Origin of the sequence: Streptomyces sp. RKAG293 (assembly GCF_023701745.1) — a bacterium.
Taxonomy (GTDB): domain Bacteria; phylum Actinomycetota; class Actinomycetes; order Streptomycetales; family Streptomycetaceae; genus Actinacidiphila.
Genome location: NZ_JAJOZB010000001.1, coordinates 8,619,307 through 8,639,892, shown reverse-complemented (window position 1 = coordinate 8,639,892; position 20,586 = coordinate 8,619,307). Strand labels below are relative to the sequence as shown.

24 protein-coding genes and 1 pseudogene are annotated in these 20,586 nt (G+C 69.9%); 9 read left to right on the top strand and 16 right to left on the bottom strand.

Annotated features, from left to right (window positions below; translation table 11 throughout):
- Position 1: 1 nt before the first annotated feature.
- Positions 2-835: an alpha/beta fold hydrolase gene (locus LNW72_RS38100; RefSeq protein WP_250979595.1), complete on the bottom strand. Its 834-nt coding sequence runs from the start codon at positions 833-835 to the stop codon at positions 2-4.
- Between the two features lie 372 nt (positions 836-1,207).
- Positions 1,208-1,405: a hypothetical protein gene (locus tag LNW72_RS38095; protein ID WP_250979594.1), complete on the bottom strand. Its 198-nt coding sequence runs from the start codon at positions 1,403-1,405 to the stop codon at positions 1,208-1,210.
- Positions 1,406-1,747: 342 nt separating this feature from the next.
- On the opposite strand from LNW72_RS38095, the gene LNW72_RS38090 reads away from it, so the two are divergent.
- A complete protein-coding gene (locus LNW72_RS38090) occupies positions 1,748-2,311 on the top strand; it encodes a dihydrofolate reductase family protein (protein ID WP_250979593.1) in 564 nt (187 codons plus the stop codon).
- Between the two features lie 78 nt (positions 2,312-2,389).
- Here LNW72_RS38090 and LNW72_RS38085 read toward each other — a convergent pair whose 3' ends face one another.
- Entirely contained in the window at positions 2,390-2,560 is a 171-nt protein-coding gene (locus tag LNW72_RS38085) for a hydrophobic protein (protein ID WP_187145171.1), read from the bottom strand.
- A gap of 198 nt (positions 2,561-2,758) precedes the next feature.
- Between LNW72_RS38085 and LNW72_RS38080 the strand changes: the two genes are divergently transcribed.
- The 4 genes from LNW72_RS38080 to LNW72_RS38065 all read left to right on the top strand — a co-directional run bounded on the left by LNW72_RS38080 (position 2,759) and on the right by LNW72_RS38065 (position 5,861).
- A complete protein-coding gene (locus LNW72_RS38080; RefSeq protein WP_138355412.1) occupies positions 2,759-2,932 on the top strand; it encodes a CsbD family protein in 174 nt (57 codons plus the stop codon).
- 124 nt (positions 2,933-3,056) lie between these two features.
- On the top strand, positions 3,057-3,572 hold the full coding sequence (locus tag LNW72_RS38075; RefSeq protein ID WP_250979592.1) for a PadR family transcriptional regulator: 516 nt from the start codon (positions 3,057-3,059) through the stop codon (positions 3,570-3,572).
- 90 nt (positions 3,573-3,662) lie between these two features.
- Entirely contained in the window at positions 3,663-4,907 is a 1,245-nt protein-coding gene (locus LNW72_RS38070; protein ID WP_250979591.1) for a DUF2306 domain-containing protein, read from the top strand.
- A 24-nt stretch (positions 4,908-4,931) separates the two neighbouring features.
- Complete coding sequence (locus LNW72_RS38065; RefSeq protein WP_250979590.1) at positions 4,932-5,861, top strand: hypothetical protein; 930 nt, start codon at positions 4,932-4,934, stop codon at positions 5,859-5,861.
- Here the strand turns inward: LNW72_RS38065 and LNW72_RS38060 are convergent.
- The 7 genes from LNW72_RS38060 to LNW72_RS41870 all read right to left on the bottom strand — a co-directional run bounded on the left by LNW72_RS38060 (position 5,830) and on the right by LNW72_RS41870 (position 10,946).
- The gene (locus tag LNW72_RS38060) at positions 5,830-6,153 is read right to left on the bottom strand and encodes a MerR family transcriptional regulator (RefSeq protein WP_250979589.1); all 324 of its coding nucleotides are present in this window, start codon (positions 6,151-6,153) and stop codon (positions 5,830-5,832) included. The two genes, LNW72_RS38065 and LNW72_RS38060, sit on opposite strands and share 32 nt — an antisense overlap.
- Before the next feature lie 608 nt (positions 6,154-6,761).
- Positions 6,762-7,106, bottom strand: a complete 345-nt coding sequence (locus tag LNW72_RS38055; protein WP_250979588.1) for an STAS domain-containing protein — start codon at positions 7,104-7,106, stop codon at positions 6,762-6,764.
- Complete coding sequence (locus LNW72_RS38050) at positions 7,103-8,479, bottom strand: SpoIIE family protein phosphatase (RefSeq protein WP_250979587.1); 1,377 nt, start codon at positions 8,477-8,479, stop codon at positions 7,103-7,105. Before LNW72_RS38050 ends, LNW72_RS38055 begins: the two co-directional genes overlap by 4 nt.
- Positions 8,479-9,288: an alpha/beta fold hydrolase gene (locus LNW72_RS38045; protein WP_250979586.1), complete on the bottom strand. Its 810-nt coding sequence runs from the start codon at positions 9,286-9,288 to the stop codon at positions 8,479-8,481. The genes LNW72_RS38050 and LNW72_RS38045 overlap by 1 nt, the downstream gene beginning before the upstream one ends.
- A gap of 184 nt (positions 9,289-9,472) precedes the next feature.
- Positions 9,473-9,823, bottom strand: a complete 351-nt coding sequence (locus LNW72_RS38040) for a PRC-barrel domain-containing protein (protein WP_250979585.1) — start codon at positions 9,821-9,823, stop codon at positions 9,473-9,475.
- 191 nt (positions 9,824-10,014) lie between these two features.
- Entirely contained in the window at positions 10,015-10,770 is a 756-nt protein-coding gene (locus LNW72_RS38035; RefSeq protein ID WP_308402110.1) for an aminoglycoside 3'-phosphotransferase/choline kinase family protein, read from the bottom strand.
- A 20-nt stretch (positions 10,771-10,790) separates the two neighbouring features.
- A complete protein-coding gene (locus tag LNW72_RS41870) occupies positions 10,791-10,946 on the bottom strand; it encodes a hypothetical protein (protein ID WP_308402109.1) in 156 nt (51 codons plus the stop codon).
- Positions 10,947-11,203: 257 nt separating this feature from the next.
- Here LNW72_RS41870 and LNW72_RS38030 point away from each other — a divergent pair, with 257 nt between their 5' ends.
- The 3 genes from LNW72_RS38030 to LNW72_RS38020 all read left to right on the top strand — a co-directional run bounded on the left by LNW72_RS38030 (position 11,204) and on the right by LNW72_RS38020 (position 13,532).
- Positions 11,204-12,523 carry a serine/threonine-protein kinase gene (locus LNW72_RS38030; protein ID WP_250979584.1) on the top strand — a complete coding sequence of 440 codons (1,320 nt, stop codon included), beginning with the start codon at positions 11,204-11,206 and terminating at the stop codon, positions 12,521-12,523.
- 190 nt (positions 12,524-12,713) lie between these two features.
- On the top strand, positions 12,714-13,049 hold the full coding sequence (locus LNW72_RS42205) for a DUF6328 family protein (RefSeq protein ID WP_374117442.1): 336 nt from the start codon (positions 12,714-12,716) through the stop codon (positions 13,047-13,049).
- A gap of 216 nt (positions 13,050-13,265) precedes the next feature.
- Positions 13,266-13,532 (top strand): WhiB family transcriptional regulator, encoded by a 267-nt coding sequence (locus LNW72_RS38020; protein WP_250979582.1) that lies wholly within the window; start codon positions 13,266-13,268, stop codon positions 13,530-13,532.
- 48 nt (positions 13,533-13,580) lie between these two features.
- Here the strand turns inward: LNW72_RS38020 and LNW72_RS38015 are convergent, their stop codons facing one another.
- Positions 13,581-14,042 carry a MarR family transcriptional regulator gene (locus tag LNW72_RS38015; RefSeq protein WP_250979581.1) on the bottom strand — a complete coding sequence of 154 codons (462 nt, stop codon included), beginning with the start codon at positions 14,040-14,042 and terminating at the stop codon, positions 13,581-13,583.
- 112 nt (positions 14,043-14,154) lie between these two features.
- On the opposite strand from LNW72_RS38015, the gene LNW72_RS38010 reads away from it, so the two are divergent.
- Positions 14,155-15,009, top strand: a complete 855-nt coding sequence (locus tag LNW72_RS38010; protein ID WP_250979580.1) for an SDR family oxidoreductase — start codon at positions 14,155-14,157, stop codon at positions 15,007-15,009.
- Between the two features lie 30 nt (positions 15,010-15,039).
- Here LNW72_RS38010 and LNW72_RS38005 read toward each other — a convergent pair whose 3' ends face one another.
- The 5 genes and pseudogenes from LNW72_RS38005 to LNW72_RS41865 form a co-directional block, all read right to left on the bottom strand.
- Positions 15,040-16,203 (bottom strand): FAD-dependent monooxygenase, encoded by a 1,164-nt coding sequence (locus tag LNW72_RS38005; protein WP_250979579.1) that lies wholly within the window; start codon positions 16,201-16,203, stop codon positions 15,040-15,042.
- A 220-nt stretch (positions 16,204-16,423) separates the two neighbouring features.
- The gene (locus LNW72_RS38000) at positions 16,424-17,335 is read right to left on the bottom strand and encodes a DUF5829 family protein (RefSeq protein WP_250980467.1); all 912 of its coding nucleotides are present in this window, start codon (positions 17,333-17,335) and stop codon (positions 16,424-16,426) included.
- Between the two features lie 158 nt (positions 17,336-17,493).
- Positions 17,494-18,957, bottom strand: a pseudogene (locus LNW72_RS37995) (hypothetical protein); the annotation flags it as partial.
- A 144-nt stretch (positions 18,958-19,101) separates the two neighbouring features.
- On the bottom strand, positions 19,102-19,425 hold the full coding sequence (locus tag LNW72_RS37990) for a putative quinol monooxygenase (protein ID WP_250979578.1): 324 nt from the start codon (positions 19,423-19,425) through the stop codon (positions 19,102-19,104).
- A gap of 146 nt (positions 19,426-19,571) precedes the next feature.
- Complete coding sequence (locus LNW72_RS41865; RefSeq protein WP_308402107.1) at positions 19,572-20,210, bottom strand: DUF4232 domain-containing protein; 639 nt, start codon at positions 20,208-20,210, stop codon at positions 19,572-19,574.
- Between the last annotated feature and the right edge of the window lie 376 nt (positions 20,211-20,586).

Sequence of the window (20,586 nt, the reverse complement as noted above, 5' to 3'; positions counted from 1 at the left end):
CTCAGCGGCCGCTCAGCACCTCGCGCAGCCGGATCACGAACCCGTCGGGATCCTCGGCGAACCCGATGTGCCCGCCGGGGAACATCGTCGGTTCGCCATCGAGCGCCGAGGCGAGCGCGATCGAGGTGCGCTCACACAGCTGGCCACCCGACTCCTTGCCCAGGCCGATCAGGACACGTGCCGTCGTCGAGCGCAGGGTGACGAGGTCCGGGCGCCACCGGGTGGTCGGCCGCAGCATGTGCGCGAACTGGAAGTGGTCGTCCGCGATCTGCTGCGGCTCCCACTCCCCGCCGAACATGTGCTCGAACACGTCGTCGGGCAGGTTGATGTTGGCCAGCGCCATGAACTTCCTCCATGCGCCCGTCACGTCACCGGACAGGTGGGTCGCGACGATGTCCTCGGTCCGCTCATGGATCTGCTCGCGATCGTCGAGCAGGTCGTTCAGCGGGGGTTCGTGGGCGATGACCGTGTCGACGAGTCCGGGGTGCGCCTGGACGAGGGCGAGGGCGCTGACGGCTCCACCGCTGGAGCCGAGGACCGTGGCCGGGCCGGCGTCGAGGTGCGTCAGGAGCCGTGACAGGTCGTCGGCCCTCATCTCCGGCGTCGAGTCCCGGTCGGGGTCGTCGACCGGGCTGCGGTTGATGCCCCGGGGGTCGGTGGTCAGTACGGTGTGGTCGGCCGCGAGCCGCTCCGCGAGCGGCGCGAACGACCTGGCGTCCATCGGCGCGCCGACCAGCACCACCAGGGGACCTTTGCCCCGTACCTCGTAGTGCAAGCGCGCATCGGGGACCCGGAGGGTCGCAACGGTGGCGGGGACGGGAGACGTCGGATTCATTCTGATCCTCCTGGTGCGGGGCGACGATGCGTGAGCTCGCACAAGGGGAGACTCCCCTCCGGCGGAAAACTCGTCGGTTCCGCGCGAACGGCTTTCCGTACGAGGATCGGCAATTGCGCTCCACCACACCGCGGTACGTCCTCCGACCAGGACGTACGCATGCGTGAGCGCCCGATCGCTCCGGGAACGACGTACACGTACGGCACGCGGATCACTTCACGATGGGGCCGGGCGGCAGTAGGCGGACGGCGACGCGTTCATCCTGAACGTCAGGCAGAGCCTCATGGCACGGTCCGCGAGTGCGCTTCGTTCGGTTCGACGATGGGCAGGTCGCAGGTACGCCGCACGCTGTTCCTTCTGCGGGTGAGGAGTTCAGGCCTCAGTGGCGGCAACAATGCGCCACTGGCCGACCTCCGCGTAGTCGGAGTCGTAGATGGCCGAACCATCGCCGGGACTCAGCGGGTAATGCTGGAGGTTCCCGCCCCAGTACCGGAGGATGCGGCCCAGCTCGGTCGCGGCGTCCTCCGCCAACCGCCCGTCGGCCATGTTCACTTCGAGAAGGAACTTCACGATCGTCGCCCCTCACCACGGATCCGTTCGGCCCCGCCGAAAGACAGGGCCCTGCGGTAGCGATTGTTCCATCGAATGGCCTTCGGAAACGCTGTGTCACCGGTTGCTCCCACACAGCAGCGTCACTCTGTGTAGCAGGATCCGGAGGCGGGCCAGAGGCGTCCCCGTTCGGCCCAGTCCTCCTGCTGGCGCTCGGCCGAGGCCGCAGTGTGGGAACCCCCCTCCTCGAGGGCAGGGCCGGCAACAGCCGCCTGCCGGGCAGCCGCCGTACAACTACCGATGACTTTCGGCATTCGACGCAGTCATAAAGGTTGGAACGAGCACCCTCGCAGGAGAGGCGACATGCGCACACTCGCGATCACCCAGAACATCACCGTCGACGGCTCGATCGAAATGCTCACGGACTGGTTCAACCCGCAAGGGCAGGGCCAGGTGGACATGGCCGACGTCCTGGAGGAGAGCCACCGGCAGGACCGCCGGGCCGACGCCCTGCTCCTGGGCCGGCAGACGTTCGAGGACTTCCGCAGCTACTGGCCGCAGCTGACCGACGACACCACGGGCATCTCCGACTACCTCAATCAGGTGCAGAAGTACATCGTGTCCTCCTCGCTCACGGACCCGCGGTGGGAGAACTCCACCGTGCTGGCCGGCGACCCGGTCAAGGAGGTGGCCGCGCTCAAGGCGCAGGAGGGCGGTAAGGACATCGTGCTCACCGGCAGCATCCGTCTGGGGCACGCACTGATCAAGGCGGGCCTGGTCGACGAGTACCGGTTGTTCGTCTATCCGACGGTCCAGGGCCGCGGCCGCCGGCTCTTCCCCGAGGGTTACGAAGTGCCGCGACTGAAGCTTGTGGAGTCGAAGGCCTTTCGCAGCGGAATCACCCTGCAGCGCTACGCTCCGGCCTGACCGGAACCTGAACAGAACAGGGTCGGGCCCCGGCGATACCGGGGCCCGACCCTGTTCTGCGTTTGTGCCGTTTGACCGCTACCAGCGGTACCAACGGCCGCGACTGCCGGACGCACCGGAACCGCGCATGACGAAACCGAGCAGCCAGACCACCAGCACGACGACGGCAACCCACCAGAGAATCTTCAGCGCGAAACCGGCACCGAAAAGAATCAGAGCGAGCAGCAGAACCAAAAGCAATGGACCCATGGTTATCAACCTCCTGACCAGCGGATACCCCGGACTGGATCGATCATTCACCCGAATTTCCACTCGCTGCGCCGCACCGTCTCGGGCGGCGCGGACGGCAGGGTTCTGATACCGATGGATACGGAAAGAGCGGCATTGCCGTGGCCGACCTGGGTAGGCGGCCCTGTGCAACACCGGCACCGATCTTGGAGGAAACGCATGGGCACGGAAGACAAGGCCGAGAACACCGCGGACAAGGCCAAGGGCAAGATCAAGGAGGCCGCGGGCAAAACCGTCGGCAATGAGCGCCTCGAAGCGGAAGGCAAGGCCGACCAGGCCAAGAGCGACGTCAAGCAGGCCGGCGAACACATCAAGGACGCCTTCAAGCACTGACCCACGAGCACCGCACGTCCCGGGGCCGCAGCCGTGAACGGCTGCGGCCCCGCGCGCTGTCCGGACGACTCGGTTGAGGCCTTCTGCCGGCAACCCCCGCCGGTGCCCGCGATACGGTCCTGACATGGCTGATGTGCGGTTGACTCCCCCTTCGTTCCTCGTGCTCGGCATCATCGACAAACTGGGCGAGGCCAGCCCGTACGACGTGAAGGTCGAGGCGGCCCGCACGGTGGCTCCGTTCTGGTCGATGCCTCACGCACAGGTGTACGCGCAGTGCGACCGGCTGCTGGGAGCGGGCCTGTTGTCGGAGGTCCGGGATACGAACGCGCGGAACCGGCGGGTGATGAAGGTGACCGCGGCCGGCAAAGCCGCGTTGGAGGAGTGGCTCGCCGACCCCGCCTTCGTGCCCGTCGAGGCGCGCGAACGCGGCATCCTGAAACTGTGGTTCGGCGCCGAACCGGAGGTCATCGCCCCGGCGCAGATCGCCGAGCACCACCGCACCCTCGCGGAGTACGAGGAACTCACCGAGAGCGTAGGCGACTTGCTCACGCGGGGGCAGCGCGAGGCGCTGGAGTTCGGGCTCCGTTACGAGCGCATGATGGTCGACTTCTGGCAGTGGGTGGACCAGCGCGGATCGTGATGCCGGGGAGGTTGACCACGACGGCGGATCGCCTCTACCTTCTCGATAGTCCAAAGAGGACTATCGAGGGTCGCGATCGAGGGAGCCGCCGTGCAGCGTCCGAGGAGCATCCCCTGGGCCCGCGTCGCCACGATCGCCCTCGTGGCCGTCTGCGTGGGCTACGCGCCGATGGCGATGACCGAGCTGTGGCCGTACGCACGCCCCGGCGCACCGGCGTTCGGCGAGTGGTTCCTGTCCCACATGGTGTCCGGGCGCTATGTCGCCGACGCGGTCGCCACCAGGGTCGGGCCGTACGGTCGTGTCCTGCTGCCGATGATCATCCACTCCGTCCTCGGCGGCGCGCTGATGCTGCTCGGGCCGGTCCAGTTCCTCACGGCGGTGCGACGGCGCACCCGGCTGCACCGCGCCACCGGGGTCGTGTTCGCGGTGACGGTGTACGTCTCGATGACCGGCGCGGCGATCTACCTGGTCCGTACGGCACCGGCTGACGCGTTCAGCGGGGCGGCGTTCTGGATCGATCTCACGACGATCCTCATCGGCACGGTGATGGGCATGACGTTCGGCATCTTCGCGGCCGTCGGGAGGTTCCCCGACCTGCACCAGCGGTGGATGCTGCTGTGTTACGGCTACCTCATGACCGCGCCGCTGCTGCGCTTCGAGTGGGGCGCACTCCCCTGGTTCTTCCCCGGCCTGTCCATGGAGGAGATCAACCGGGTGGCGATCATGCACCTCGGTTCCGTGGTGGTGTTCGGCGCGCTGGTCGCCTCCCGGGCCATGGACCGGCGGACCTCCGTGACCGGGGTGACGGGGACCTGGGTGCCGATGCCCGTGCTCGTCGTGGCACATCTCGCCGGCGCGGCGGCCATGGCCTGGATCGTCAGGTTCTACCTGGGCCGGGGCGCGGAAGGACACCGCCTTCTGGCGGCGTACCTGGTGCCGTACGCCGCGGCCTACGCGGTGATGTTCGTACGCCAGCGGAGCGCCGGCCGGAACCGGCGGAACTGGGCGCGCGAGGAGTGGCGCGTGCATCTGGCCGCCCTGTGCCTGGCCCCGGCGTTCTCCGTCGCCGCGGCACTGCCCCTGGAGCGCTACCTGGATCTCGACCGGGCGACCGCCCTGTCGGCGGGAGTCGGCATCGGCTGCGGTGTGCTGGCCTTCGCGGCGACCGCCGTGGTCAGTCTGCGCGTCATGTACGGCCGCGAGCTGATCAAGCGGCAGGGCCTGACCACCGCGCGCAGCACACGGCAGATCCCGTCGCCCACCGCGGAGACCAGCCCGGCCGCCGGGCCATATGTCGCACCGCCCGTAGCCCGGGCCACCCGAGAGACGATCTGAGAGCCGATCCGAGACGGAGCGCAGATGACCGACGCAATGGACCTGCCCGGGACCGCGGGTCCCGCTGTCACACCGGCGGCGGATACCGGTGGCCGTGAACTCACTCCGGCCGTAGCGATGCTGGCCGTCGCCGTCGCGATCGTCAGCCTCCTGGTCGGCGCGCTCATGGCCGCGGTCAGCCTGGCCGGCCACGTCTTCGGTGCCTGGAAGTCACCCGAGGCGCTGACCCCCGGACTGATCGGTGCGGCGATGCTCGGCGTGTCGCCCGGCCTGCTGGTGGTCGGCAGGGCCCGCGTCTGGGAGGAGGTCCGCACGCTCGTGCTCCCGCTCGCCATCGTGCTCGTCGGCCTGCTCGCCGTGAGCCTGCGCAACGCCGGGAACCTCCAGTTGGCGGAAGGCGGGTCGGTGATCCTCGTCCTGTTCAGCCTCGGCTGGATCGTCGTACTCGGCGTGCTCGCCGCGGGCGCGGTCGCCTGCGTGGGCTGGCAGTACACGAAGCCCGCCCTGCCGCTCGATGAGCGGGGCACCCCGCTGCCGGGCTGGTCGAAGCCGCTGCTCGCCGTCCTCGGATCGTCATGGCTCGGCATCGGTGCGGGCCTGGTGGCCCGGCCGCGGTTCTGGGCCGACTTCGTTCCGTGGACGGTCAACCGTTCCGACGCCCAGGCACTCGGCGTCTGGGCCCTCGCGCTCGGCGTCGGCGTCCTCGGCGCACTGGCCGAGGACGATCTGCACCGGCTCCGCCCCGCGCTCCTCGCCGTCCCCGGCGTCGCGCTCGCCGCCGCTGTCGTGCTGGGCGTCCACGCATCCGATGTCGACTGGACGTCCGGCCCCGGCCTGTCCCTGACCGTCATGATCGTGGGCCTGCTGCTGACGGGCGCGACCGGAACTCGGCTCCTGTCGTCCGCCGGCCCGGCTCGAAGGATCAGTGGGAACGCCGGCGCAGTTCCTCGTTGAGCGCCAGCGCCTCTTCGAGCTGGTCCTCCAGCGCCACGATGCGGCACGCGGTCTCGATCGTGGTGCCCTCGTCGACGAGTTCGCGGGCCCGGGCGGCGATGCGCAGTTGGTAACGGGAGTAGCGGCGGTGGCCGCCCTCGGAGCGCAGCGGGGTGATCAGACGGGCCTCGCCGATCGCCCGCAGGAACGCGGCATTGGTGCCGATCATCTCGGCGGCCCGGCCCATGGTGTAGGCGGGGTAGTCCTCATCGTCGAACCGTTCCGCGGGGGTCGCGGGGGTCTGCTCGCTCATCACACCTCTTCATGTCTGACGGTCATACGGCCTCCTGGAGAACACATGGAGGGGCCCCGGGAGCCGAACTCGGCTTCCGGGGCCCCAAAGGGCGGTTTCAACACCATCTACATCTACCGGCGTCTGTACGCCGGTCCTGCCGTATCCGCACTGCCGCGCCGGGGGAACGCGGGGTGCGGGGATCGTGAATGCCTGACCGGGGACCACCTTCCAATCCGGGGCCTTGCGAGTGCCCGCACGAGCGCGTCGTGTGGGCGATCCTGATGGCGTTGCGCCGTACCTTCCTGCTCGAATCTGGACATCGGATCCTGCGGAACTGCTGGTACTCCAGAGACTGCGGTCCTGCGTGGCGGCTCCTTGTCGAGCCGCCGAGCCCGGCAACCAACCCTGCGACCATCCGCACTCACCGGCCGCCGGATTCCCTTGCCGTGCCCTGCACGCCGAGCGGCAGTTCGTTTCTGCCGCTCCCTGCTGTCTTCTTGGCTACGACAGGAACATTACCCACACTCGGAATCGGATGTCTACCGCACCCGCGATAGATTTTCGTGTCGCCGAGTAGCAGGCATGTTGCCGCAGGTCCAGGCCCCCGCGGGCGTCCGCGGTGATCGTCAGCCGACGGGGCCGGTGTCCGGGCCGGGTGCTGGCTGTATGCGGAAAATCTGGTCCAGGCCGAGGAGGCGCAGGATGCGGACGGTTGCTGCGGGCACCTCCGTCAGCGTGATGTCGGCGCCCTGCTCATGGACCTGGTGACGGGCGGCGATGAGCGCGGTGATGCCGCTGGAGTCGCAGAAGGTCAGACCGCCGAAATCCACGATCAGCAGTTGCCCGGGCTGCAGGGCTATGAGGGCCACGGCGCTACGGAACCGGCCGGCGCTCGCGTGGTCGAGATCGCCGGCCACGGCCAGCACCGCGCCGGCGGGCGTCTGTCGGGTGGTGAGGTTCAGATCGGTCATCGTGCGCCGCCGGTGTGGGTGTCGCGAGCGGGAATGCCGAGGGCGAGCAGGGCGGTGTCGTCGTCCAGACCGTCCCCGAAGCTCTCCAACAGGCCGGTCATGGCGTTGACGGTCTGCTGGGCGCCGGCCGGCGCCAGGGTCCCGGCGAAGGCGTGCAGGGCGTCCTCGCTGTACCGGGGGCCGTCGGCGGTGCGCGCCTCGGTCAGACCGTCGGTGTAGAGCAGCAGCGTGTCGCCCGGGTGCAGGACGGTGGTGGCCGAGGTGAAGTGCGGACGGGGCATGATGCCGACGAGCATGCCGCCTGGGGTGGGGAGATAGTGCGCGGTGCCATCGGCACGCAGCAGCAGTGCGGGCGGGTGACCGCCGCTGGCCACCGTGACGTGGAGATCGCCGCCGCGCGGGGTGAGGGTGCCGGCGATGGTGGTGCAGTAGCGGGGGTCGTTGCCCGTGTAGCGCTCGAGCAGCGCGGTGTTGAGGGTGTCCAGGGCCTCGGCCGGGTCGCCGGCGCGCAGAGACGCGGCGCGCAGCGTGTAGCGGATCAGCGAGGTGACCGCGGCGGCCTCGGGGCCCTTGCCGCAGACGTCGCCGAGGAAGAAGCCCCACCGGCCGTCGCCGAGCGCGAACAGGTCGTAGAAGTCGCCGCCCAGCTGGTCGGCGGAGGCGGTGTGGTAGTACGCGGCGGCCTCCACACCCGGCACCTGCGGCAGAGCCGGCGGCAGGAGGCTGTTCTGCAGGATGGCCAGCACCTGGTGCAGACGCATCCGCTCGGCCTCGGCGACCTCGTGGGCCCGCTCGGCCTCCTTGCGGGCGCGCAGCAGCTCCTGCTCGTAGGCGCGGCGGTCGCGGGCGTCGAAGACGGTGGTGCGGATCAGCAGCGGCTGCCCGTCCGTACCGGTCTTGACCACCGAGGTGACGAGGACCGGCAGACGGCTGCCGTCGGCGGCCTTGAGCTCCAGGGCGATTCCGGAGATCTGACCCTGCATCGCCAGCAATGGAGCGAAGTGCGTCTCGTGGTAGAGCCTGCCGCCCACCGTCAGCAGATCAGCGAAGCGCTTGCGGCCGACCAGCTCGGCGCGGGTGTGGCCGAGCCAGTCCAGCAGCGTCGTGTTCACCTTGGCGATCCGGCCGTCGAGCAGCGTCGACAGGTATCCGCACGGAGCGTTGTCGTACAGGTCCTCGGCGCTGTCCTCCAGCAGCGCCGAGAACTGCGCCCGCTCTGCGCCGTCCACGTCGTCGCCGGCCGCGTCCGGGTCCTGGTCCCGGCCTTGGTCCTGGCCTTGGTCCCGGCCTTGGTCGTGCTTCCTTGCCTGGTCCTTGTCCTGATCGTTGTCGCGGGCCGAGCGGTCGGACTCGCCGTCCGCGGTCTCGCACATCACCGGGCGGCGCCGGCGAACGCCGAGATCTCCCGGGCGGTGGCCTGGGGGGCGCTCAGCTGCGGACAGTGCCCGGTCGCGTCCAGCGTCACCAGCCGGCTGCCGGGGATGGCGGCCTGCACGAACGCGCCGACCTCGCGCGGGGCGATGGCGTCCTGCGCACACTCCAGGACCAGCGTGGGCACGCGGACCGATGCCAGTTCGGAGCGGGAGTCCGAAAGGAACGTGGTGCGCGCGAACACCGCGGCCATGCCCGGATCGGTGGCACAGAAGCTGTTGGTCAGCTCCTGTCCGAGCTCGGGCCGGTCCGGGTTGCCCATGATGACCGGCGCCATCGCCGCCGACCAGCCGAGATAGTTGCTGTCCAACGACTCCAGCAGCTCATCGATGTCGGCGGCGCTGAACCCGCCGACGTAGCCGGTCCGCGGGTCGTCGATGTAGCAGGGCGAGGGCGCGACCATCACCAGCTTGCCGAACCGCTGCGGCTCGCGGGCCGCGGCAACGACCCCGACCATCGCGCTGACCGAGTGCCCCACGAAAACCACCTCGGACAGATCCAGCTCCGTACAGATGTCCAGCACGTCGGTCGCGTAGCCGTCCAGGGAGGCGTAGCGCCGCTGGTCCCAGGCCGACAGGTCCGAGCGCCCCGAGCCGACGTAGTCGAACAGCACCACCTGGAAGCGCTCGGCCAGCACCGGCACCACCAGACGCCACATGTTCTGGTCGCAGCCGAACCCGTGCGCGAGCATGATCACCGGCGCACCGGGTTGTCCGGTAACCGTCACGTTGTTCCTGCTGACCGCGTCCATGCCAAACATCGTCCCATGGAAGGTCACACCGGCAACCGCCGCACGGCCGCACGCATCGCGGGGGGCGGGCCGATGTGGTCCTCAGGTCGCCGCGCGGCGCCCAAGAGGCAGGCTCCGGCGGGTCACGGGAGTCAGGAGGTGGACCGTTCAGGAGGGATGCCCAGGAGTCACGGCGGAACGTCGCTCAGGGGCGGTGAGTGCCGTAGTAGGCCTCGACCTGCTGGTGATAGCCCGAGTCACCGGTGTGCTTGTCCTTGTCGAACTCCGGGGCGTTCTTGATCTCGTCCTTGTCGCGGGCGACGTAGATCTTCCGCTCCGCGACGTCGATGGACTGGATCGTCCCCGCCGGGAGCAGGACGTGCTTGCCGAAGATCCACACTCCGGTGTCGACCACGATGTAGGCGGCGCTGACGTCCTCGGAGTGCTTGTCGACCTTGCCGATGCTGCCGTTGGTCGCCTCGACCTTGAACCCGGTCAGGTCCGTTCCGGCCTGGTGACCCGACGCTGCCTGGTATCCCCACATGCTGTCCGTCACAAAGAGTCCTTCCGTCGTGGTGCGGTGGTGCGAGGGACCCTTCCGGTCTGATCGGTGGGTGACCCTCGAAAGGCGCCTGCCCTGCAACCTCCGGCGCACACTCGTCCGATCCGCGGCGGGGGAAGGCGGCTGGAAACCGGCCGACCGTCACGCGACGGGGTGGTTGGGGGCGGCCCGCCGGCCGGACTTCGTCAGGCGCTGCCGAACCATGTCTCGGCCAGTGAGTCCAGCGTGTCCTCCGGCGGTGCCGGCAGCTCTCTGAAGTACCAGGGCAGGTTGCTGTAGACGTGCAGCAACGTGTGCGCCATCAGTTCGCGAGGTGAGAAGGTCCGGCCGTAGGCAGCGACCACCCGGCCGAACAGCCGAGGATCGCCGCGCGAGACGAACAGGCCGACGGCGACGAATTCGTAGGCGCGGTCGCCGAGCATGGCGGGTTCGAAATCGAAGAGCCCGCTCAGCGTCCACCGGCCCGGATCCACCAGCAGGTGCTCCCGCATGATCTCGGTGTGCAGCAGCACCCGCTCGGGTTCGCCGGCCAGCGGCACCGACGCCAGGAACTCCGGGATCTGTTCCACCCAGAGCTCGGGCAGCTTGCGCGCACGCTGCCGCGCCACGGTCGTCGCACGTTGCCCGGCAAGAAACGCACTCCAGTCGGGCGGGCCGAGTACCTCGCGCATCGGCTCCGTGTCGAGAGCGTGGAGAGCAGCGAGCGCTGCGCCGACCTCACTCGCCAACCGGTCCCGGTCGGCGTCCGGCACGTGCGGCCACGTCCCGGCCAGCCCCTGGCCGGGGAACTGCGTCATCAGGATGTAGCGCCAGCCGTTCTCGTACTCACCGTCGGCGTGAACCTCTGGGGTGACGATGGGCAGCTTGCCCTGGACGTGTTCGAGAACGCGCGCCTCCGTGCGCCCGTCCTCGGCGGAGACGGTGGGATACAGCTTGAGCACCTGCCGGTCACCTTGAGCACCTACCGGTCACCGATCGCGTAGACGGGGAAGGAGCCCTCGGGATAGCGCCGGAGGGTCTGGCCGGCCAGGCCGAGGCGGTCGGCGAGATGCTCGGCACCCGGTCGCATGACCCCCTCGTCGCCGACAACGGCATCCCACTCTTCGTCCGTACCCACGACAGGCAGCATGTACCGGAGCGCAGGGGCCACTGGTCGCCCGCACGAATCGATTATCCCGGGCCGACGCCGGACCATGCCAGGCGGGACCCTGCCAACAGGCCCTGAACAGAAGGCCGGTGGGAATGCAAGTGACCGGACGATGGCGGAACCGTGCGCCCCGGATCAGACTGATGTCGCACAACCCCGCCGTCCGCATACGTCTCCAGGGGCCGGGCAGGCGACGGGCCACCGCAGGACGCAGTCAGGGAGATCGCATGACGGCCCACCCCCGCCGAACTCAGCGCCCCGGCCCCCATGCCGGCGAGATCGTCGGCGGCCGCTACCGCCTGGACGAACTGCTGGGTGCGGGCGGCACCGCGGACGTCTTTCAGGGAACCGACCTGCAACTGCCGCGTGAGGTCGCGATCAAGGTGTTCAGGCCCGGTGCCACCGCGGTGACGGCGGACGGATTCTGCAAGGAAGCGGTACTCCTGGGCCGGCTCGCCCACCCTGCTCTCGTCCCCGTCTACGACATGGGACGGCACGAGGGCGGCGCCTACGTGGTGATGCATCTGGTCAAGGGCGCCACGTTGCGCGAACGCTTAACCGACGGCCCCCTCAGCGGCGAGCACGTGGCGCGCCTCGGCATCCGGCTGGCCTCCGCGCTGGCCCACGTACACGCGGCGGGGATCGTCCACCGCGACGTGAAGCCCTCCAACATCCTGATCGGCCCCGACGACGCCCCTTATCTGGCGGACTTCGGGCTTTCCCGCCTCATCGACGAACCCACTCGTGCCGAGCCGGGCACGATCGTCGGCACCATCCCCTATCTGTCTCCCGAGCAGGTGCTCGGAAAGGCTTCCGGGCCCGCCAGTGACATCTACGGCCTGGGCCTGGTCCTGCTGGAAGCCCTCAAGGGCGAGCCGGAGTACCAGGGATCTTCCCCGGAAGTCGGCACCGCCCGACTGTTACGCCCCCCGGAGATCTCCCGGTGCGTGCCCGAACCGCTGGCGTCCGTCATCGAAGCGATGACCCATACCGATCCCGGCGCCCGGCCCGACGCCACTCGATGTGCCCAACTGCTCCAGGACGCGGCCGCCCCGCCCCGCCCCGACACAGCGGGCGGAACAGTCGCCGGGCCGTTGAGCGACACCGCGATCCACCGCACGCACTCCAACTCCGGTCGCTCCGCCCCTCCCCCGGGCCTGGCAGGCCTTCCGCCCCGGCGACGGCGCGCTCTGATCGCCGCGCTGGCCGCCGGTGTTCTCCTGGGGGCCGCCGGAGTCACCCTGTCGGCCCTGGGCGATCAGGACACCACCCCCGACGCGGCCGTCCACCACCCCACGCCCAGCAGCAGTGCTCCTGTCCTGCCGTCACCGTCACCGTCACCGTCGCACGGCGCTCCGGCGCCCGCCCCGCCTTCCACAGCGGCGCTCGCCACGGTGCCGGCGCCCGCCTCACGCCGTCACCCGACCTTGTCGTCCGAGGGTCCGGGAGTCCCCACTGCTGAAGCTGACAAGGCCCACGGGAAAGGCAAGGGGAAGGGCAAGGGGAAGGGCAAATCTCACGGCAAGGGTGGCAAACCCTCCGAGTAGCGACCGCAGCCGCGATCCTCAAGGGAGACAGCGACCGCGCCGATATGATCAAGCAAGGCGTCAAGGCCAAGATCCAGGAACCTCACCGGCAACCGCAGGAAGGCGGGCGAGCACGGATGACCCCACCCGCGGACCGGGCGTCGACACGGCGCGACGAGGATCAGACCGGACCGTCTACCTCACCACGGTCCTGCTGGGCGCCGCCGCCACGGACGCTCTCATCGCACCCGTCTTGCTGCACCGCATCGTCGCGGGCCACCGGCTGAAGCCCGAAGCCGTGGTCCGGGGCTCCCGGTTCACCATGGCCGGGCTGATTCTCCTGCTGGGTACGGTCGCCTCGGCGCTGCTGCTGATTCTGCGCGTGACCGCGTCCGGCACGACCGCCGCGGTGTGGGTGACCGTCATGGTGGGGTGGTTCGCGGTCTGCTGGTTCCTGCCGGCCGCCTGGCTGCGCCACCGGGAGCGGAGCGACTCGAACGGTCCGAGAGGGCCAGAGGTGCCGCAGGGATCCGACGGGCCGTCGTAGGGCGTGCCGGCGGTCCGTGGCGTCCGGGACTGCGGATTCGCGGATCGCGGATCGCGGATCGCGGATCGCGGATCGCGGATCGCGGATCGCGGATCGCCGAATGCCGAATGCCGAATGCCGAATGGATCACCGAAGTTGGGGCACGCGTGACCACACGGCATTGAGCGGGTCCGACCGGCGGATCCGCCGCCCGCGACACGCATCGGAGGGATTCCCATGAACTGGCGACACCGTGCGGCCTGTCGTGCCGAGGACCCCGAACTGTTCTTTCCCGTCGGCACCTCCGGCCCGGCCCTACTGCAGATCCAAGAGGCGAAGGCGGTGTGCCACGGCTGCCCTGTGCGGGAGGACTGCCTGAGCTGGGCCCTCGAGGCCGGTCAGGACGCGGGCGTCTGGGGCGGGCTGAGCGAGGACGAGCGACGTGCGGCGAAGCGCAGAGCGGCCCGGGGCCGTGCGGTCGCCGCCCGCAAGGCCACCGAATGACTCCCCCTCGCGCACGACGCGACCGCCAGTCCTCGGGCCGGTAGGCGCTCAGTCGACGCGGTGCTGTTTCAGCTTCTGCCAGACGGCCTCCAGTGACTGGATGTCGTCGTCGTCCAGGAGGTCGTTGAAGACCTCGGCCAGAGCCTGTCTGCGGGTGGCGTCGGCCGCGGCGAAGACCTCGTGCCCGGCCGGGGTGAGGGTGATCCGCACCGAGCGGGCGTCGCTGGGGGCGGTGCTGCGCTCGATGAGGCCGCGGGCCTGCAGCGCGTCTGCGACGCGGGAGACCTGGCTGCGGCTGAGGAGGGTTTTCGCGCCGAGGTCGGACGCGGCCACCGGTTCGCTCTGGCTGTGCAGCCACAGCATCACCTCGAACCACGACAGCGGCAGGTCATGCGCGCGTACGAGGGCGCGGTCGACGCGCGCGGTGAGCGTGGTGCCGGCCCAGACCAGGCCGTAGAAGGCATGATCTCGGGCGGCCAGATCACCCAGGTTTATGTCGGCTCGTGGCATGCGCCAATCCTACGCGACTTGCGTGCGTGCACACACAGACGTATGGTGTGTGTGCACGCACACGATGTCCGGGAGTCATCTCCCGACCCCCGGCAGAGACGAGGCCCCCCGCATGTCCGCCCAGCCCCAGAAGACCGTCCTGATCACCGGCACCTCCTCCGGCATCGGGCTGGCCACCGCCGTGGCCGCGGCTCAGGCCGGATGGCTGACCGTCGCCACGATGCGCGACCCCGGCAAGGCCGGCGCCCTGCGCACGGCGGCCGCCGAGGCCGGAGTGACCGACCGGATCCAGATCAAGCGCCTGGACGTGGTCGACCCCGCCTCCGTGGCCGACTGTCTGACCGAGGTCATCGCCGAGCACGGCCGATTGGACGCGTTGGTCAACAACGCCGGAGCCGGACATGTGGGCACCATCGAGCAGGGCACCGTCGCGGACGTCCGCGGGACGATGGAAGTGAACTTCTTCGGCGTCGTGGAGGTCACCCGGGCCGCGCTGCCCCACCTGCGGGCAGCACAGGGACGGGTGCTGACCGTCACCAGTGTCGGCGGCGTTGTCGGGCAGCCGTTCAACGAGGCCTACTGCGCCGCCAAGTTCGCGGTCGAAGGCTTCATGGAGTCCCTCGCCCCGGTGGCGGCCACCGTCGGCGTCTCGGTGACCGTGATCGAACCTGGCGCCGTGGCCAGCGAGTTCGTCGCCAGCCAGAGCCTCGACGTCCCGGCGCTGACCGCGGCCGCCGGACCGTACGGCCCCGCCCTCCAGGCCTACATCGACCGGACCATGAAGGCCTTCGGCGGCGCGCAGACCCCCGCCGAGGCCGCCGCACCGATCATCGACGCCCTCACGGCGGACCGGCCGGCGTTCCGCGTCCAGACCTCCGACCGGGCCCGCGACTTCGTCGGCACCAAGCTCGCCGACCTCGACGGCTCAGCCGTCCAGGGCCTCACCGGCACCTGGGTCGCCGGCTGACCGCGCCCCTCGGCAGCGGCGACGGCCCGCTCAGTAGTCCTTCAGGACGAGGCCATTGACCACCTGGCCGAAGTCCTGCATCTCGATGTCGGCGATGGCTTCACCCTGAGCAGCACCGGTCTGGGCAGCGATGCGGGCCTGGTTGGTGAGGGCGAGCTGCTGGTTCTCCGCCACATAGCCGCGCAGCGCCTCCTGGTAGGCCGGGTAGGCGATCCGGTGGTCACCGTGGGCGGCCTTCAGTTCGCCCGCCAGCACGTAGGCACCGACCATGGCCATGCTGGTGCCCTGCCCGGACATGGGCGATCCGCAGTAGCCGGCGTCACCGACCAGGACCACCCTCCCGCGCCACCACTCGTCCAGGTGGATCTGGCTCATCGAGTCGAAGTGGAAGTCGGGCGCGTCCCACATGTACTGCAGCGCGCGGGGAAACTCCCAGCCGACGTCGGTCAGACGGTCGTGGACCAGCTTCTTCTGGGCCTCGGTGTCGCGATGGTCGTAGTCGACGATCTCCGGTGCCTCGAATCCCGCGAAGACCCGGATCTCGGCGTTGCCGCGGGCGGTCATGATCGCACCGCCCGCGGTGCCGCCCTGGTGCCAGACCTGCCAGCGGTCCAGCCCCAGGTAGTTGGGGGCGGTGAAGACCGACAGGTAGGTGCCGAGGTGGGTGATGTAGTCGGACTCCGGGCCGAAGGCCAGCCGCCGTGTGGTGGAGTGCAGCCCGTCGGCGCCCACCACCAGGTCGAAGGTGCACGGAGCGGCGTTCTCAAAGGTGACGTGGACCCCGTGCGCGTCCTGGACAAGGGCGGCGATGGAGTCGTCGAAGAGATACTCGACGCGGTCGGCGGCAGCCCGGAACAGCACCTGGCACAGGTCGTCTCGGAGGATCTCGACATCCGGGGTGGCGAAGTCACCGCCGCTGATGGTGCCTTCGGTGCTGCGGTAGAGCTCCTTACCGGTGGCGTCGACCATCGACATGCCCCGCATGTCGGTGGCCAGGCCCCGCAGCTCGTCCAGCACACCCATCCGCTCCGCGACGTCCAGCGCCGGGCCGCGCACATCGACCGCCTGACCGCCCGGCCGGAAGGCAGGGGCGCGTTCCACGACGGTGACCTCGAAGCCGTACTCGGCCAGCCAGTAGGCGAGGGCCGGGCCGCCGATGCTGGCGCCGGATATGAGGACGCTGGTGCTCTGCATGGTGTGCTCCTTGCAGGTGCCGCTCGGGCCGATCCCGTGCGCTGCTCAGAGACTCCCTGGGGTCGCGCACCGCGCGCTGACCGCTCGCTGACCATGCGTGGAAGGACCCGGTGCTACTTGCTGGGCCACCGGCCTGATGAGATCGGGCGACCCACGCCACATCGTGAAGGCGCCGTGCCGAAATCGGCACGGCGCCTTCAACTGATCCGCAGGCTTCCGGTTACTTCGTGCCGCTGAAATTCCAGACGGCGCGCGGGCCCGGGCCGACGGTGAGCGTCGAGTGGCCGAGCTGTTCCTGGTGCCGGTACGCGACGGACCGGTTGAGTGACATCTCGACCTGGCGCAGCCCCACCTTGTCGCGCGCGACGGCGTCGAGTCGGATCGTGGTGCCGCCGCCCTGCGCAACGACGCCACCTACCACGGCGTGCACGCGGAACCCGCCGGCCTTCAGCAACGGCACCGTACTGGCAAGATCGCGTTCGGTGACCGCGAGACGGACCATCGTCACGTCACGCATCAGATGGCTGCGGTAGTCGTCGGACAGGTAACGCTCCCGGCCGACGTCACCGGGGTAGCTGGCCGGCTCGGTCTTGCTGCGCGGGTCGGCGAAGTACTCCGGCAGGTACTCCATCCCCCAGGCGCCGAAGGTGTCGTACTGGTCGGTGGTGAACACCGCGTCGAACCACGGCACCGGGACGCCGTCGCCGAAGTCACGCGTCTGGCGGAACCCGATCGGGTTGGGGGTCCCCTGATCCCGCAAGCGCTGGGTCACCGTCGCCAGGTCGCCGGCCCGCTCCGCTGAGATCCCCATCCCGGTGGAACCGAGAGCAGAATCCTGGCCGGGCAGATCGCCGATCCCGAACAGTTCGAGGTAGGTCTGGCGGCCCATCAGATAGCGGCCGGTCCAGGTCTGTCCGCCGGTACCCGTCGTGGTGCGGACCTGGAAGCTGGCGAAGTTCCGCAGATAGTCGGAATGCTCGATGGCATCGGCCGTTTCCCGGTCGAACACGCCATAGGCATGGTTGTAGAACAGCAACTGCCGATCGGACGACGGCCGGCTCTCCCCGGCCCACGCGGTCCCCACACCCCCTTGAACCACCCCGGTGAGAACCACAGCAAGGACCATGACCATGCGCAGCATTCGGCGAAGCAGCATGTAAGTGATCGTAGAACGCGGGGGCCCACATTGGCTGCCGGTTCCAGCAAAGGCGGACCGCCGTCACGAAATGCTGCACAGACCGCGGCCGGACCCCGGGGCCGCCGGTCCGGCCGCTGGGTACGGGCTTGCGCTCACCGGTGCCCCCCGCCGGACAGCACCACCTCCAGTGCCGTGGCCGTGTCCGGATGAAGAGCGGCCAGTGCCGCGCCCCGCGACTCGGGACCGGCGGTGTCCCACGGCTCGTCGCAGCCCAGCAAACCCGCCACCGCGTCGCACGTCGCGGGGTGGGCGGCGAGCAGCGTGCAGCCGCGGTTGCCGTCCGTACGGCGCGCCACCGGTACGGCCTCCGGTCCCTGCCGTGCCCGCCACGGCGGCACCCACGCGTCCAGCGCGGCGAGCCGGCCGGGGAAGATGCGTCCGGCCTCACGGATCAGCAGCGGGGCCAGTTCGGCGCCGCCCGAACGCAGGGTGGTGATCAGGGTCGGCAGCCACGGCAGGAGCACCGGGTCCGGCAGCCGGCCGAACGCGTTCGACACGGCCTCCACGACGAAGTCGGTGAGGCCCGGGACGGGCTCCAGGGCGTGGACGAGGCCGCTGAGGTAGCGCGGATGGGCGGGCACCACCATGGGGTTGCCCAGCAGCTCGCCGCACCGCGCCCGGAGCTCCGCGCGGCCGAGGTGCCCGAGCTGTACCTGGGCGGCCCACAGCAGTGCCGTCCTGGACGGGTCCTGTGGATGCGACTGGGCGACCGCCAGTTCGCCGGGAACCCCGGCCGCGATCTTCCCGGCCTTCGACGGCACGCCCGCCTGTCCCGCCAGGCGGTACGGCCGCACACGCGTGCGCTTGACGTTCTTCGCCCAGACCGTCGCGGCGATCGACACCGAGCCGGCGGCGAGGCCGAACTGCGCCTCGATCGCGGCATGGCTGGACGGGATCAGACCGTGCAGCCACTTGGTGGCGGTGCGCGGACTGATCTCGAAGGTGTCGGTGCCGTGGATGCCGAACTCCGCGACGCGGCCGGCCGCGTGGAACGCACCGCAGACGTAGAGGCAGTCGGCGGGATCGGTGCCGGTCGCGGCCGGGTGTTCGCGCATCCTGGTCCACATGAAGCGCTCGCGGTCCTCGTCCACGCGCACGCGGCCGGCGTCGCCGGGTGCCAGCCGCCGGAACAGGCTGCCGATCAGCAGCATGACCTGGCGGTAGGTGTCGTGGTCGCTGTCGCCGAGCGGCAGTTCGACGTACTGGTGCCACCACTCCGGCCAGTGCCGCACCCGGCCGTGGCGCAGCAGGTACTCCTCCAGCTCGGCGAAGCGCAGCCGCAGGTCACCGATCTCCACGCCGATGGCGTCGCCGTGCAGCACGGCTTCCTCCTCGGCGGGCGGTGCCTCCGGCGCTCCCGGATCGGCGCCGGGCTCGGCCGGGTCGTTCCCGCGCGCGTCCCACTGGAAGACGTGGTTGGAGGAACGGTCCACGAGGACCATCTTCGGCTGCTTCTCCCGCAGGCGGCGTGCCATCGCGATCGCCGAGGCGGGCGAGTGGTGGCAGACGGGGAAGATCTCCAGCGGCTCGCGGACGGCGTGGTCGACCGAGGACAGATCGCTGACGCCTCGGTCACGGCTGTTGGCGGTGGCGATGATCGAGAAGCCGGGCTTGCCCCGGTTGGCGCATCACCCGTGCGGGTTGCGGCGGCCGACAACGGAGTCGGCGGAGCGCGGACCGATTCCGGCGGAAGCCCGCCGTCAGTCGATCGAGAGCTCGCCCATCGCACTCCAGCCGGTCGCGTCTTCGATCGTCGTGCTCACGATGTCGGGCGTCCGGCGCAGCAGGGGGCGCATCTGCTCCAACGCCGCACGGAAATGATCGGAGTTCACGTGCGCTGCGGCCGCGTCGTTCTGGAACGCCTCCACCAGGACATAGGTGTTGGGCTCTTCGAGGCTGCGCGACCACTCGAACCACAGGTTGCCGGGCTCGGCCCGGGTGGCGGTGGTGAAGGCGTCCACGTGCGTCGGCCACTCATCCGCGTGCTCGGGCTTCACGGGAAACTTGACGACAATAAAGATCATCCGGCGATTCTAGGTCATCCGGAACATCTTGCGCCGGGACACGCTCCGGTGGAGAGCCGACCTCAGGGAGCCGAGCAGTCGAGCGCCGCGGTGAGTTCGGCCGCGCGGCCTTCACCGCCGGACGTGGCGCCTGAACGGGCTGGTCCTCACGGTCGCGTCGGCACGGCGGTCAGGGAAGGAGGCGCCGCTGACGGCCTGCCGGACGAGCCGCCGGGTGCCGGCCGGATCGTGTCGTCCTTCTTCCAGGGGCCCACCCCGAGCTTTCCTGTCGAGCCCAGGTCGAGTTCCGGGATCACCGTCATCGGGGCGGCACCGGGCTTCGCCCACACCCGCACGTACGGGGCGTTCACCGGATCGCCGGCCCCGGCTTCGTACGTGTTGCGCCAGATCAGATCGGCGTAGGCGCCGTCGCCCGGCTTCAGGGCCAGCGGCTGGGGCACCCCGTCCGCTCCGGAGCTCGCGGTGATCGCGCTGCCGCCGTGGAGGACCTTCACGCTGCTGACGGGCTGGTGTCCCTCGTCGAGGATCTGGAGCTGCGGGTAGCCGTTGAGCCGGTAGGTCTGCGTGCCGCAGTTCCGCAGGTGGAGGCCGACGGCGCGCAGTCCCATGGCGGCATCGCCCTTGTCGATGTACACGCTCACTCCCGAGGGCGGACACGAGCCACCTGCGGGAGCTGCTTCGGCGGTGGGGACGCCCCTGACCTTGGTGATCCGCACTCCTGCCTTGCCCTTGGCGTTGCCGTCCGCGTGCGAGTGCATCATGTCGACGGCGAAGACGCGCTTCACGGACCGACCCGGTGCGACGGACGCAACCGTCTGCTCCGTGTATTCCGGTTCCCTGCCGGAGCCCGACAGGAAGGCGAAGGCGATCGTGTAGGTGAAGGGTTCGGCCCCGTGGTTGGTGACGTCGAACTCGGCGCAGGCACTGGAGCCGCCGCTGAATCGCGTGATCCTGACTCCGTCCCTCTCGAGACCGGAGGGGTATCCAGGCAGAGCCAGATCGCTGGGCGCGACCCACGCGTCGGAGGGCCGCGCCCCGCAGGATGCCGTGCCCGAGGGATCCGCGGAGTCGGCCCCCTCCGTCCGTGACGAGCCGTCGCCCGACGAAGCGACCCTCTGCGTTCCGCAAGCCGTGAGCACAAGGACGCCTGCGACAACGAAG

Bases quoted from the DNA above. Each gene is read 5' to 3' on its own strand.
- LNW72_RS38100 (WP_250979595.1), bottom strand. From the start codon at position 835: ATGAATCCGACGTCTCCCGTCCCCGCCACCGTTGCGACCCTCCGGGTC.
- LNW72_RS38090 (WP_250979593.1), top strand. From the start codon at position 1,748: ATGCGCACACTCGCGATCACCCAGAACATCACCGTCGACGGCTCGATC.
- LNW72_RS38085 (WP_187145171.1), bottom strand. From the start codon at position 2,560: ATGGGTCCATTGCTTTTGGTTCTGCTGCTCGCTCTGATTCTTTTCGGT.
- LNW72_RS38080 (WP_138355412.1), top strand. From the start codon at position 2,759: ATGGGCACGGAAGACAAGGCCGAGAACACCGCGGACAAGGCCAAGGGC.
- LNW72_RS38075 (WP_250979592.1), top strand. From the start codon at position 3,057: ATGGCTGATGTGCGGTTGACTCCCCCTTCGTTCCTCGTGCTCGGCATC.
- LNW72_RS38065 (WP_250979590.1), top strand. From the start codon at position 4,932: ATGACCGACGCAATGGACCTGCCCGGGACCGCGGGTCCCGCTGTCACA.
- LNW72_RS38060 (WP_250979589.1), bottom strand. From the start codon at position 6,153: ATGAGCGAGCAGACCCCCGCGACCCCCGCGGAACGGTTCGACGATGAG.
- LNW72_RS38055 (WP_250979588.1), bottom strand. From the start codon at position 7,106: ATGACCGATCTGAACCTCACCACCCGACAGACGCCCGCCGGCGCGGTG.
- LNW72_RS38050 (WP_250979587.1), bottom strand. From the start codon at position 8,479: ATGTGCGAGACCGCGGACGGCGAGTCCGACCGCTCGGCCCGCGACAAC.
- LNW72_RS38045 (WP_250979586.1), bottom strand. From the start codon at position 9,288: ATGGACGCGGTCAGCAGGAACAACGTGACGGTTACCGGACAACCCGGT.
- LNW72_RS38030 (WP_250979584.1), top strand. From the start codon at position 11,204: ATGACGGCCCACCCCCGCCGAACTCAGCGCCCCGGCCCCCATGCCGGC.
- LNW72_RS38020 (WP_250979582.1), top strand. From the start codon at position 13,266: ATGAACTGGCGACACCGTGCGGCCTGTCGTGCCGAGGACCCCGAACTG.
- LNW72_RS38015 (WP_250979581.1), bottom strand. From the start codon at position 14,042: ATGCCACGAGCCGACATAAACCTGGGTGATCTGGCCGCCCGAGATCAT.
- LNW72_RS38010 (WP_250979580.1), top strand. From the start codon at position 14,155: ATGTCCGCCCAGCCCCAGAAGACCGTCCTGATCACCGGCACCTCCTCC.
- LNW72_RS38005 (WP_250979579.1), bottom strand. From the start codon at position 16,203: ATGCAGAGCACCAGCGTCCTCATATCCGGCGCCAGCATCGGCGGCCCG.
- LNW72_RS38000 (WP_250980467.1), bottom strand. From the start codon at position 17,335: ATGGTCATGGTCCTTGCTGTGGTTCTCACCGGGGTGGTTCAAGGGGGT.
- LNW72_RS37990 (WP_250979578.1), bottom strand. From the start codon at position 19,425: ATGATCTTTATTGTCGTCAAGTTTCCCGTGAAGCCCGAGCACGCGGAT.